The 12,575-nt window shown below is 35.8% G+C and carries 13 protein-coding genes; 12 read left to right on the top strand and 1 reads right to left on the bottom strand.

The genetic code is table 11. The annotated features are described in order from the left end of the window. Window positions 1–41 precede the first annotated feature (41 nt). The 7 genes from IGJ02_RS11235 (at window position 42) to IGJ02_RS11205 (ending at window position 7,611) form a co-directional block, all read left to right on the top strand. On the top strand, window positions 42–1,721 hold the full coding sequence (locus tag IGJ02_RS11235) for an alpha-glucosidase (RefSeq protein WP_430604105.1): 1,680 nt from the start codon (window positions 42–44) through the stop codon (window positions 1,719–1,721). After that, window positions 1,711–3,147 (top strand): PTS transporter subunit EIIC, encoded by a 1,437-nt coding sequence (locus tag IGJ02_RS11230; protein WP_010763116.1) that lies wholly within the window; start codon window positions 1,711–1,713, stop codon window positions 3,145–3,147. The genes IGJ02_RS11235 and IGJ02_RS11230 overlap by 11 nt, the downstream gene beginning before the upstream one ends. Before the next feature lie 324 nt (window positions 3,148–3,471). Beyond that, a complete protein-coding gene (locus tag IGJ02_RS11225) occupies window positions 3,472–4,119 on the top strand; it encodes a GNAT family N-acetyltransferase (RefSeq protein WP_430602042.1) in 648 nt (215 codons plus the stop codon). A gap of 182 nt (window positions 4,120–4,301) precedes the next feature. After that, a complete protein-coding gene (locus tag IGJ02_RS11220) occupies window positions 4,302–4,844 on the top strand; it encodes a hypothetical protein (protein ID WP_010763120.1) in 543 nt (180 codons plus the stop codon). Next, window positions 4,841–5,167 (top strand): hypothetical protein, encoded by a 327-nt coding sequence (locus tag IGJ02_RS11215; protein WP_430602041.1) that lies wholly within the window; start codon window positions 4,841–4,843, stop codon window positions 5,165–5,167. Before IGJ02_RS11220 ends, IGJ02_RS11215 begins: the two co-directional genes overlap by 4 nt. A gap of 380 nt (window positions 5,168–5,547) precedes the next feature. Beyond that, the gene (locus IGJ02_RS11210; protein ID WP_430602040.1) at window positions 5,548–6,477 is read left to right on the top strand and encodes a hypothetical protein; all 930 of its coding nucleotides are present in this window, start codon (window positions 5,548–5,550) and stop codon (window positions 6,475–6,477) included. Window positions 6,478–6,663: 186 nt separating this feature from the next. Next, complete coding sequence (locus IGJ02_RS11205) at window positions 6,664–7,611, top strand: DUF975 family protein (RefSeq protein ID WP_430602039.1); 948 nt, start codon at window positions 6,664–6,666, stop codon at window positions 7,609–7,611. A 198-nt stretch (window positions 7,612–7,809) separates the two neighbouring features. On the opposite strand, the gene IGJ02_RS11200 is transcribed toward IGJ02_RS11205, so the two are convergent. Continuing rightward, window positions 7,810–8,508: a TIGR00266 family protein gene (locus IGJ02_RS11200; RefSeq protein WP_430602038.1), complete on the bottom strand. Its 699-nt coding sequence runs from the start codon at window positions 8,506–8,508 to the stop codon at window positions 7,810–7,812. A gap of 288 nt (window positions 8,509–8,796) precedes the next feature. On the opposite strand from IGJ02_RS11200, the gene mobA reads away from it, so the two are divergent. Genes mobA through IGJ02_RS11175 form a run of 5 tightly spaced genes read left to right on the top strand, consistent with a single transcriptional unit; the run spans window position 8,797 to window position 12,575 of the window. Then, window positions 8,797–9,372, top strand: coding sequence for a molybdenum cofactor guanylyltransferase (gene mobA, locus IGJ02_RS11195; RefSeq protein ID WP_430602037.1), 576 nt, complete (start codon window positions 8,797–8,799; stop codon window positions 9,370–9,372). 27 nt (window positions 9,373–9,399) lie between these two features. Continuing rightward, on the top strand, window positions 9,400–10,209 hold the full coding sequence (locus IGJ02_RS11190; protein ID WP_430602036.1) for a formate/nitrite transporter family protein: 810 nt from the start codon (window positions 9,400–9,402) through the stop codon (window positions 10,207–10,209). Continuing rightward, window positions 10,196–10,780 (top strand): hypothetical protein, encoded by a 585-nt coding sequence (locus tag IGJ02_RS11185; RefSeq protein WP_430602035.1) that lies wholly within the window; start codon window positions 10,196–10,198, stop codon window positions 10,778–10,780. The genes IGJ02_RS11190 and IGJ02_RS11185 overlap by 14 nt, the downstream gene beginning before the upstream one ends. Further along, on the top strand, window positions 10,777–11,265 hold the full coding sequence (locus IGJ02_RS11180) for an NAD(P)H-dependent oxidoreductase subunit E (RefSeq protein ID WP_430602034.1): 489 nt from the start codon (window positions 10,777–10,779) through the stop codon (window positions 11,263–11,265). Before IGJ02_RS11185 ends, IGJ02_RS11180 begins: the two co-directional genes overlap by 4 nt. An 11-nt stretch (window positions 11,266–11,276) precedes the next feature. Continuing rightward, the gene (locus tag IGJ02_RS11175) at window positions 11,277–12,575 is read left to right on the top strand and encodes a complex I 51 kDa subunit family protein (protein WP_430602033.1); all 1,299 of its coding nucleotides are present in this window, start codon (window positions 11,277–11,279) and stop codon (window positions 12,573–12,575) included.

Raw genomic sequence — 12,575 nt, 5'->3', positions numbered from 1 at the left:
ACCACGCATGGTGAAAGGATGAATAACGAGTGAATATAGACATGAAAGACAATAAATGGTGGGAAAAAGAAGTGATTTATCAGATTTACCCAAAAAGCTTTAAGGATTCAAATAATGATGGAATAGGGGATATTCAGGGGATTCGAGAAAAGTTACCTTACTTGAAAGAATTAGGGATTACCATGATTTGGATCTGTCCGATATTTACGTCACCAATGGTGGATAATGGCTATGATATCTCTGATTTTGAAGGAATCAATCCTGAATTTGGCACTATGGCTGACTTTGATCAATTGTTAGAAGAGGCGAATGAACTGGGAATCAAAGTGATTTTAGATTTAGTTATCAATCATACATCAGATGAACATCCGTGGTTTCAAGCGGCTTTAAAAGACCAAGAAAGTCCGTATCGTGACTATTACATTTTTAAAGAAGGGAAAACTGAACCAAATAACTGGCGCTCGATTTTTGGCGGTTCAGTTTGGGAAAAGCTACCAGATGAAGAGGTCTATTATTTCCATGCCTTTGATAAAAAACAGCCCGATTTAAATTGGGAAAATCCAGTCTTACGCCAAGAATTATATGGAATGATCAACAGATGGTTAGAAAAAGGAATTGTGGGTTTTCGGATCGATTCGATCACATTTATCAAGAAGGATCAAGATTTTGCTAGTTTACCTGCGGATGGCGTAGATGGTTTAGCGTCTTGTAAAAGTAAAACACGAAATCGTCCAGGAATTGAAGTGTTTTTAAATGAATTGAAAAAAGAAACATTTGAAAAATACAACTGTGTTACCGTAGGGGAAGCGCCAGGCGTTCCTTATGAGGAATATGGGGATTTTATTGGGGATGATGGCTATTTTTCGATGATCTTTGATTTTAATTATTCCGATATTGATGTGGAATCTGGTTCTGATTGGTTTAAACGAACGAATTGGACAACAAAAGAATTCAAAGAGAAATTGAAGCAATCCCAAGAAGTATTACAAGCCAATGGTTGGGGCGCTAATTTTATTGAAAACCATGATCAGCCACGTGCTGTTTCTAAATTTATCAAACCTGAGTACCAAACCGATGAAGCTGCCAAAGCGTTAGGCATGCTCTATTTCTTCTTACGAGGAACGCCATTTATTTATCAAGCCCAAGAGCTTGGAATGCAAAATGCAAAACGTAAAACGATTGATCAATTTAATGATATTTCAAGTATCGATAACTACTATCGTTCGATTCAAGAAGGGTTTACACCGGAAGAAGCGATGAGCTTTGTTAATCATCGAAGTCGAGACAATACACGTACGCCATTTCCTTGGGATGATAGCCAATATGGGGGATTTTCAACGACCATACCATGGCTTGCTATGACAGAAGAATATCCAAGTCGAAATGCACAAAAGAATCAGGTATTCACACATTATCAAAAGATGATTGAACTTAGACAACAAGGTGCAGTAAGTGATGTTTTAATAAAAGGGAGAATTGTTTTCTTAGAGAATGTGCCAGATAATGTGGTTGCATATAAACGTGAATGTAATGGAATTGAGGTCTATTCTTATACTAATTTAAGTGATACAGAGGAACTGATTCCCTTCGAAAAAGGATTGTTTGAATTACTTTTAAATTCTCATGATGATTTAGTAAGCGAAGAAAATGAATTAAAGCTCCATCCTTATCAAAGTGTTTTATTTAAAAAAATAAATGAGGTGTGTGACAATGGCAATTAACTACAAACAAATTGGAGAAGAGATCATCGATGTTGTCGGGGAAGAAAATATTACAGGGATCACCCATTGTGCGACAAGGTTGCGTTTAGAAGTAAAAGACCGAGAATTAATCGATGATAAAAAAATCGAAAAAATCGATCAAGTAAAAGGGGTATTCTTTAATGCTGGACAATATCAAATTATTTTAGGTACTGGCATCGTGAATAAAGTTTATGATTCGCTGGTTCAAAACAATCATGATTTATTAGAAAAAGAAACCTCTTTAGAAGAAATGAAAAAGCCAAGTAATCCAATCAAACACGCGATTCGTACGCTTTCAGATATTTTTGTACCAATTATTCCAGGAATCGTGGCAACGGGGTTATTTTTAGGGTTGAAAGGCGTCTTTTTGAACGAAAGTGTTTTAGCTTTCTTTGGAACATCTACCGATAAAATTCCTGAATTTGCTTTAGTTTTGCTAAGTGTGTTAACAGATACTGTTTTTGCTTTTTTACCTGCGTTGATCTGTTGGTCCGCGTTTAAGAAGTTTGGTGGTACACCGATCATTGGGTTTGTGATTGGGCTGATGTTGGTATCGCCAATGTTGCCGAATGCTTATTCTGTGGCAGACATCAATAGTGGTGTTGAACCGTTGATGGCTTTTGGGTTTATTCCGATTGTGGGTTATCAAGGAAGTGTCTTAACCGCTTTAGTCATTGGGTTACTGGGGGCGAAATTGGAAAAAGTGTTACGTCGAAAAATGCCGAATTCTTTAGATTTGATGTTTACTCCTTTTGTAGTTATTTTGGTAATGTTGCTGACGGGATTATTGGTTTTAGGGCCAATTTTACACTTTGTTGAAAATGGTTTGGTTTACCTGATTACTGGCTTGATCAAATTACCATTTGGGATTGGTGGCTTACTGATTGGTTTCTTATATCCTCTAGCAGTCATGACAGGGATGCATCATCTGTTTATTATGATCGAAACAAGTTTATTAGCAACAACTGGCTTTAATCCACTGATTACACTTTGTGCGATGTATGGCTTTGCCAATGCAGCCGTGAGTTTTGCTGTGAGTGTGAAGGCCAAAGATAAGAATGTAAAAGTGATTGGAACGAGTGCAGGTGTAACACAACTTTTAGGGGTAAGTGAGCCAGCGCTATTCGGGATCACGATTCGCTATGGGATGAAACCACTGGGGATCATGTTAGGTTGTTCTGCATTAGGTGGCGCTGTTTTATCATTGTTAAATGTGCAAGCGAATTCATACGGATTAGCGGTTATTTTATCACCATTGATGTATATTTATAGCTCTTATCAATTAGTGACCTATATTGTGGTTGGAATTTGTATCTTTATCTTGTCGTTTGTGTTGACGTATCTATTTGGTGTGCCAAAAGAAGTGATGATGTCAGATGATGAGTATTTAGGAGAAGAACAATAAGCTGGACCAATGAACAACGTTATCACGCGATAACGGATGCTAAGGATCTAGAAGTTTTTTTTCTAGTCGAATCTTTCAAAAAGAAGATAGTCCTTATATTGAAATGTTTGCATAAAACGGAAAGGCTTATATCGAGATAGCACAATGAAGTTATGGGGAAAAAAGAAATAAGAATTTTTAAGTATTTAAAGACATTTATAGAAATTGTAAATGTCTTTTTTTATTTTTGTCAAATTTATCCATTGAGAAAACGAAACAAGACTAGCCTTTTCTAGGGAAATCAGTTAATTTTGATTAAACAAGAAAGGGAACGGAGGGGATAGAATGCAAAAAATGACGGTTATCGCTAAAGAGATCAAAGAATTACTCAGCCAAGCTACAGCAAAAAACAAAGTGGACGATGAATTGAAAAAGTATTTAGACTATAACGATCGGATTTTATATCTACAGTGTGACAAGACTATTTTAGTAGGATGCATCGGTATTCAGCTACTGGAAAATAACAGGTTAGAAATCAAACATATAGCAACTAAAAAAGCGTATAGACACAAACGAATTGGAAGCACTATGATAGATTATATACTGAACACATATGCTCCTTTTTGGAAAATTACATATAAGTACGAAGGAATAGATTATGTTGTAATTGTTACAGCAGCAAAAAAGGATAAAATCGAGATGGATGGTAGCCGTCCATTAAGTCAAGAAGATGCAACGGTTGAGAATAAAATGAAGAAAAACGGTCGATATGGTCTTCTTGCTAGTTTACTATTTTTCTTGATCAACGTTTTTGATATTCTTCCTGATAGCACTGGTCCTTTTCTTGCGACCTTCGTTTTAGCCGGAATTGGTGTTTGGATTTATTTTGCAATCAAGCGGCATAGTTTCCTGAGTTCAAACAAAAAACATCTTCAAACTAATTTACATGACTATCCAGAATACATGAGTTTATTAAAACAGTACCCAGAATAAGTTTTAATGAGTATTATGAACATCGACAAAATATAAATGGGAGATTGCTCAATGAGTTGTCTCCTATTTTTTTGTACGATCAATAAAAATGAACGAAAAGTAAATAATTTTATTCTAAAAGAGGTAGGATTATGCTATTATTACATAGGTTTGGTAAAAAAATATTGAAAGGAGTGTAAAAAATGAAAATAGCAGACATAATAGGGAAATTAAGTGCAAATTCTAGCGGGAATAATAAAATAGATCCGACTAAGATCTCGGTAGAAAAAAATGTTATTGCTCTTGATGATCGAACGCTTCAAATCAGCAATGTCTCTCAAATATTTGTAGCAGAACCAGATTCTAAAATACCGTGGTTGGCAGCACTTTTATTTATCGTTTCTGTAGTTTGGTTTTCAAATCATCATTTTAGTGGCATATTGGGAATGATTGTTACTGGTTTTTATATCTTTTTAGTCATCATGAGTAATCTAAATAAAGGATATTATATGTATGTTAATCTGAACTCTGGATTTACCTATTTGATTCATTGTGAAAACAAAGAGTTTGCTGAAAAGGCACGTGAAGTGATTGAAAGTTGCATCAATAACGTTCATCGCAAAGAAAAAGTAGTGATCAATATGAAACAAGAAAATATCCAGATCGACAACCGAGTCGTGAATGTAGATCAAAGTATCAATGATAGTACAGTTGTATCTGGTGATAATAATGAGGTGGAAAAATGAAAATAAGCAGAAATAATTTTGGTGGTATCAATAATTCAACGGTCGTAATAGGAAATAATAATCGTGTTTCAAATGGAAAAAATGAAGAAATCGATTGGGAGAAATTCTCAGCAGAACTCATGACAACATTGACAAAACTTCCACAAAACAGCGAAGAATTTCGCGCATGTACGCAATTGTTGGTAGAGTCGACGTCAAAAGATGAAGGCAAAGTTTCGGCATTTTTAAAAAAGCATGCACCGCAGTTTACGTCAGATGTATTTAGTAACTTAGCTAGTACGCTGCTTGCTGATACAATCAATAAACTGATGGTTGGTATGTAGTAGTAGAGATAAATAACGTGAGTGCGAACCCCAAGTGCACATAAAATTACTGGGAGATCCGCACCAGTTTTTGACGGGAAAAGAACCATTTTTAATGATTTTTCTCATCTTTTTCACATTTTATATTTTTTTTAGGTGAAATTATTGTATTTTTAAAGAGAAATACTGCATTTTCACGGTCTCACTCTATTTAGAGTGAGTGGATTGAAATATGGTATAAGTCCATTGCTTGAAACAATGAATAACGTCTCACTCTAAACAGAGTGAGACAAACATGAAATAAACAATTTGTAAAAATTATAGACGTGGCTACATATTTACGATAATATAAATATATCTATCATTTGTATAGATAGTTTTTTATCAAAGGAGAGCGAATAGTGAAAAAAACAGTAAAAACATCTATGGTTTTATTGGCGTTAGGGTTGGGTTTGTCGATTGGAACAACTGATGAAGTTGAGGCGATATCAGAATCGCCGTACGCTTTTTTCAATGAGTTGAGTATAAGAGAAACAGTTGGAACAGAGTTAGATCAGGTTTACAAAAATAAATATAAGGAAAAAATAGATAAATTAGACAATGACTTTGAGAATAATTTGATTAGTAATGAGGAATATGAGAAACTCTTTGACAAGTTGACAGAGGAATTTGAAGCCAATTTATTAGAAAAACAATCGTTGTTTAATGATTATCAATTATTTAAAAAAGAAGAGCTAAAAGATATTACTTCTTTTGGTGGTGAGTTTGAACTTAATTCCTCTTTGAGCGGATTCAATCAATTTTCAAGTTTAAAAATAATTCAAGGAGAAGGTGGAAATTTCAATAGCTTTCGAGAACTTAATGGACTGAAGGAATTAAGAGAAGTTTGGTTAGAGGGCAGTAATCAATTAACGTTGAACAGTTTTAAAAACTCTCCTAATTTGGAGACCATCATTCTTAAATTTAATGGATTTGAAAATTATGATGAACGTTTGAGGAACGAAGGATTTTCACAAACCTTAACAACAGATATCTCAGCATTATCAAATTTAAATAAGTTGAAGCAAATTAGAATCAATGCTTGTGGCAGAATGGCTACAATCACCTTAAAAAAAGGAACGACCTCTTACCGATTATTTGATCCTATTGTGGCATCTAAACAATTTGAAGGGGCTGAAATGAACTATTCTTCTAGTATTGAAAGTGATGAATGGCTAGAGTGGAATAACTTAGAAGGCAACGAGGAATACTTAGATTTTAGCTGGCGTGTAGAAAAGGGCAGCAATTTTTCTTATACTGGTGAAGGTCAAATCCCAATTCGCTGGAAATAGTCAATCAAAAGAAACAAAACTCGCTGAAACCTAGTGAGTTTTTTTATTTATTTATGATTTCTCATAAATTTTAACAATGATCAAAGGAATTGAGAGGTCTTAGTGATAGATTACAAGGTATAATTGAAACAACGTGAAAAATACATAGTAACTTCAATATGAAGTTAAAAGGAGAAGAAGATAATTATGATTCGAAGTGAGTTGAAAAAGAAAGCTCAGAGCTATCTGCATGGTTATTATGGAAATTGGAGTTTGCTCGTTATTATTCCAAGTGTGGCCATATTTATCTATTTTTTTTGTATAATGATTCTGTTTCAAAGTCCGAATAGTACGGCGGATCAATCAAATAATTATCAATCTTGGCAAGATAACTATTCAGGAAAATCAAATCGATTTACTAATGATTATCAAAATGGATACGATGATGGCTATTTTGACGGCTATGACGACGGGTATGATGAAGGTCTTTATCAAGATGATTTTTATAATGAAGAGGATTTTAGAGGGAAAAATCTGGATTCTATTTCTCAAAAGTCGGTCATATCACCATTGAAAAATACCAACCGAATGGTTACGTATGCACAGCCAACAACGGTAAAAACTCGTTTTAAGAGCTTTTTTGCCTTTCTGTTTGGAATATTCTTGATGTTTGTTACGATTTTATATCGTGGTATGATTCAATGGGCAGCTGTTGATAATCTAGAAGGAAATAACTTTAGTCTGAAAACCGTTTTTGCTATGTTTATTAAAGAAAATGGCAAACGAACAGTGAGCGCGAATATTTTAGTGACATTGTATACATTCTTATGGTCTTTATTGTTTGTCATTCCTGGTATTATCAAGCAATTGTCTTACGGCATGACGAATTATTTATTGAGAAAAGATGCTGAACTAACACCAAAAGAAGCGATGCAACTTAGTCAAGCTTTGATGCAAGGCTATAGGCTTGAATATATAATCTTCTCTTATTCTTTTGTACTTTGGCAGTTTGCTACGTTCTTTAGTTTTGGTTTAGCTAGTGTCTATGTTATTCCTTATTATAGCGTATCAGAAGCATTATTTTTTGATCAGATTATTGAGGAGAAACATCATTTATTTACTCAAGAAAAAGAAGCAGGATTTGCAGATTTTTAGATTAATTAAATTGAAAAAATAGGCCGAGACAAAAGCGTTTAGCTCCGAGAAATAAGAGGGAATTCACGAAAATTGCCTTTCAAATTTTTGTGAATTTCAGCTTATTTCCGAAGGAGCTGCTTTTGTCTCGCTGTTTATTTGGATTTAGAGCGCGAAACAAAACTGTTGTTTAGTTTTATCCCACGCTCTTCTTTTATTTTATGAACCAGAACTAACAAAAGGGCTGATCAGACCAGCTAATCCTTCGATATTTCTTGTTTGGATCATGATCGTTCCTGTACCATTAAATTCATTTACAACACCTTCACCTGTTGTAAAACCAAATAGACCAGAAGCTACTTTGATGTTGTAATCCAACGATTCAGACCAAGCGACAACGTGTTGATTGTCTACAACAAAAGGTTTGCTTCCATCCAAATGGATTTCCACGATATCACCATAGCTATTGATCAATAATGATCCTGAGCCAGCCGTTTCCATTACGAATAAACCACCAGTCCCGCCAAAAATGGCGCCGCTAAGTTTTTGACGTTTCATATTATAAGACACGCTAGCATCACAAGCTAAAAATGCACCTGTGTTTAAGCGCCAATGTTCTGTTCCGACTTGAAGTTCTTTGATCGTACCTGATGTTGCAGGAGCTAATGCAACTTTGGCTGTGTCTGTTAGACCAGATGCTTTCGTGATAAAGAAACTTTCACCACTGGACATTGAACGTCCTAAAGCCCGTATCGCTCCACCAAAGCCAGATTTCCCGTTGCTGTTCATTTTTCCTTCAAGCGTAATCTCGCTATTGTGGTAAACCATCGCACCACTCTCTAATTGAATGCTTTCACCCGTTCGTAAAGCCACTTCTACTAATGGAAAAACGGTGTTTTCTGTCATTTTATAATCCATTAAAACAACCTCCTTCGATATTCTTATACTAGTATACCTTATCTGTCAGAAACTTTTTCAGATTTTTGTTTTTTTTAGTTGCCTAATTTATTCGCAAACAGGCTTATTTTTGTGTAAGAAAGACACGTTTTATGTTTAGTTTATAGGTGTGACAGAAAATTTAAGGTAAGAAATAGTAAAATAGTAATTGACATGTTGCAAGTATGTTTTATAATAGAATAAAAGTTGCGGCTAAAAAATATTTTTTAGCAATGATAAATTTTTAGTTAATTTTATATTGAAAGAGAGGTGGGGATCATACACAAGATACCAAATTGTACAGCAGTCGTTTTATGTGGTGGAAAAAGTTCTCGTATGGGTTTTGATAAGTCCTTATTACGAATCGATGGGGAGTTTGTGTTATTGAAAACGGTGAAGCAGCTTAAAGGGGTCTTTCCTGAAGTGCTGCTGGTAACCGATAAGCGAAGTAAATTTCCAGAAAGTTTTTCACAAGTAGAGATAAAAGAAGATCGTTATTCAGAAAAAGGCCCTCTAGGTGGCTTGGTTACAGCATTAGAAACAGTTAAAACAGAGTATCTGTTCTTACTTGCATGTGACATTCCTAACGTGAATATCGCTTTGATTCAAAAAATGGCAGAATCAATTGCGGCTTATGATGTCGTTATTTGTAGTCAAAATGATCGTCTAGAACCTTTATTTGGTTTTTACCGTCATTCTTGTTTAGCTGTTTTACAGCAACAACTTCAGACAAATGATTGGCGTATTAGAAAAGAATTTAACCGATTTTTAGTGAAAGTAGTGGAATCGTCTCTTGCATTGAACAATGTGAACCTACCAAAAGAATTACCGTTGTGGTGTCAATGAGGCTTATCTAGGTGAAGGGGGTTTACGATGGATTTTGAAAGTAGTCAAGAAGTTGTCACAAGTTTAGGGGATAAAGCGTTAGCTAAGAGTCAGTTGTCTTTTTTTAGGGTAAGTGTGTTAGGAATCATGGCTGGATTTTTTATTGCACTGGGGTACTTATCTTTTATCAGAATTTCTGGAACGATGCCAAAAAGTTGGGGAGGTTTTTCAACATTTTTAGGTGGCTGTTTATTTCCAATCGGATTGGTAGCGCTTACTTTCGTTGGAGGTGAACTGGCTACAGGAAATATGATGGTAATGACGCTCGGTGTTTTACAAAAGAAAATCAGGACTAAAGCGTTAATTTATAATTGTCTAGTCGTGTTAGTCACAAATTGTATCGGTGGATGTCTAGTGGCTTATTTCTTTGGACATGTCGTTGGTTTGACTGAGGGGGCATTTTTAGAAAAGACGCTTTCAGTAGCGCAAGCAAAAATCGATGACACAATGCTTGTAGCATTTGTTTCTGGAATCGGTTGCAATATTTTTGTTTGCTTGGCGGTTTATTTGGGTGCAATGGGGAAGAGTTATCTTGGCAAAATGTTTGGTCTTTGGTTTCCGGTGATGGTTTTTGTCGTTTGTGGTTTTCAGCATGTGGTAGCTAATGCTTTTATAATTCCGGCTGCTATTTTTTCAAATGCTTCTCATATTCAATGGCCGGATTATCTTTTAAATACGATCGTTGTATTTTTAGGAAATGCGGTTGGTGGTAGTTTATTTTTTGCTGTTCCGCTGATGTTTGTAAATGCTGAAAAGAAGGAAGCGAGTGAGCCAGATGGTCTTTATGAAAAGTATTGAAATTCTTAATATGATCCAAATTGGATCAACAGGGCGCAATAGTGGTAAGACGACGATCGCCAAAAGAATCATTGCTGAAAATCGTCATCGCTTCATTATTTATGGATTAAAAATCATCACGATCAGTGGTGCAAGAGGCAAATGTCAACGAGGAGAAATAGGCTGTGGCATTTGTACAAGTATTGATGAAGGGTACGAGTTGATTGAAGAGACAAAGTGTAGTGGCACAAAAGATACAATGGAATTGTTAAAAGCAGGATGTAAGAAAGTGTATCTATTAAAAGTGTTCCATGATCATTTGTTAGAAGGATTTTTATCATTTCTCCAATTTGTTCCAAGAGATACCGTGATCGTTTGTGAGTCAAATTCAATTCGTGAAGTCGTTAAACCGGGATTGTTTCTTATGATGGACAATCAAAAAGCAATCAAAAAAACAGCAGCCAATGTGATTGGTCATGCGGATTTTATTTTAGAGACGTCTAAATCACTGGATACATTTTATCTTATAAAAACAAAAAGCGGTGTTCGTTTTTCTGAGAATAGCGTAGAAGGTAGGAGAGAAAAAGTATGAGTTCATTAAGTTTATCAGAAAAAGAAGCTATTATTTTAGAAAATGATTCAGATCCACGACGCATATTGAATATGTTGATTGCAATTCAATATGCTTCTGAGGAAGGTTTCATCGATGAAGAAACCGCAAAACTTGTGGCAGATCGACTTCATTTATCTGAGGCTCGTGTGTATGAGATTTTAAGTTTTTACGCGATTTTGAAAACAGAGCCTCAAGCTAAATATGTTTTGAAAATTTGTAATAGTACGCCTTGTCTTTTTACAGGGGGAGAGATGTTATCTGAAGTGTTGGAAATGATATTAGAAGTTCCCGCAGATCAGCCAACCCCGGATGGATTGTTTATGTATCACAGCATTCCTTGCATAGGCGCCTGTGGCCAAGGGCCAGTAATCAAAATCAAAGATACGGTTTTTGGTGAGTTGACGGAAGCGAAGGTCTATCAATTGATCGATGACCTAAAGTGTGGATGTTATCAAGAGCTATAGGAGGAAGAAAAATGATCGAACGAAATAAACCAGTTTTATTGGCGCGTATAAACAAAATGAAACAAGTGACAGATGTTGAAGAATATCAGAAATATAATGGATTTTCTGGTCTATTGGAAGCAATTAAAATGGAGAAAGAAAGTATATTAGATGAACTTGATTTAGCTCATTTACGTGGGAGAGGCGGAGCGGCCTTTCCGTTGGGAAAAAAATGGCGGCACTTATATGGAGCTAAGGGCGATACAAAGTATATCGTTTGTAACGCAGACGAAGGAGAGCCGGGAACCTTTAAAGACAAGGCTTTATTAGAACAGGATCCTTTAAGTGTGATCGAAGGTATGGTAATCGCAGGTTATCTTTTCTCTGCCAAAGCGGGCTATATTTACATACGAGGGGAGTATCGACGGATTCAGAAAATTTTTCAAGAAGCGTTGGATAATGCTGAAAAGGCTGGGTTTTTAGGTGAAAATATTTTAGGAATTCCAGGGTTTAATTATAACATTACGATTATTTCTGGTGCTGGTGCATATGTTTGTGGTGAGAATTCAGCGTTGTTAAATTCAATCGAAGGCAAAACCGGCAGACCAAGAGTAAAGCCACCGCATTTGGCAGATGTGGGGTTATATTTACAGCCAACTTTAGTGAATAATGTAGAATCGTTTGCAAGCATTCCCGTTATTTTACGTGAAGGAGGGCAAGCCTATCGTGATCTTGGTACCGAAGATGGCGGTGGAACGAAGTTGATTTGTCTGTCAGGTCATGTTAAAAATCGAGGCTTGTATGAGGTCAATCTAGGTACTCCATTACAAGAGATTCTTTATTCTGAAGAATATGGTGGGGGAACAGCGACAGGTCGACCGTTAAAATTTATCCATTTTGGTGGACAATCTGGACCGATTGGAGCAGTTGAAAATCTTGATGACTGTATCTATTCATATGAAGGATTATGGGACAACGATTTATCCATTGGTTCTGGTGCGATCGTTGTGATGGATGATCAGGTAAGTATTGTTGATTACTTAGTGAATGTCGCGGCTTTTTTTGCACATGAATCTTGCGGTAAATGTACACCGTGTCGCCTAGGAACGACACGAATCTTAGAATTGCTGACGAAATTCAACACACAAACTGCTGTTAGTGGTGATCTTGAGCGACTTAGAAAAATGTTGACCCATGTAACAAATCTTTCTGCTTGTGGATTAGGACAATCTGTTGCCAATCCGATGAGAAGTGGATTAACTTATTTTCCTAAAGAATTTGAAGCAGGTATTCGTGAGGCAGTTGCACCGATAAAAGGGGGATTTTGGTAA

Origin of the sequence: Enterococcus sp. DIV0724b (assembly GCF_050531475.1) — a bacterium.
In the GTDB taxonomy this organism is placed as follows: Bacteria; Bacillota; Bacilli; order Lactobacillales; family Enterococcaceae; genus Enterococcus_L; species Enterococcus_L haemoperoxidus.
This window is presented reverse-complemented; position numbering and strand designations above follow the sequence as displayed.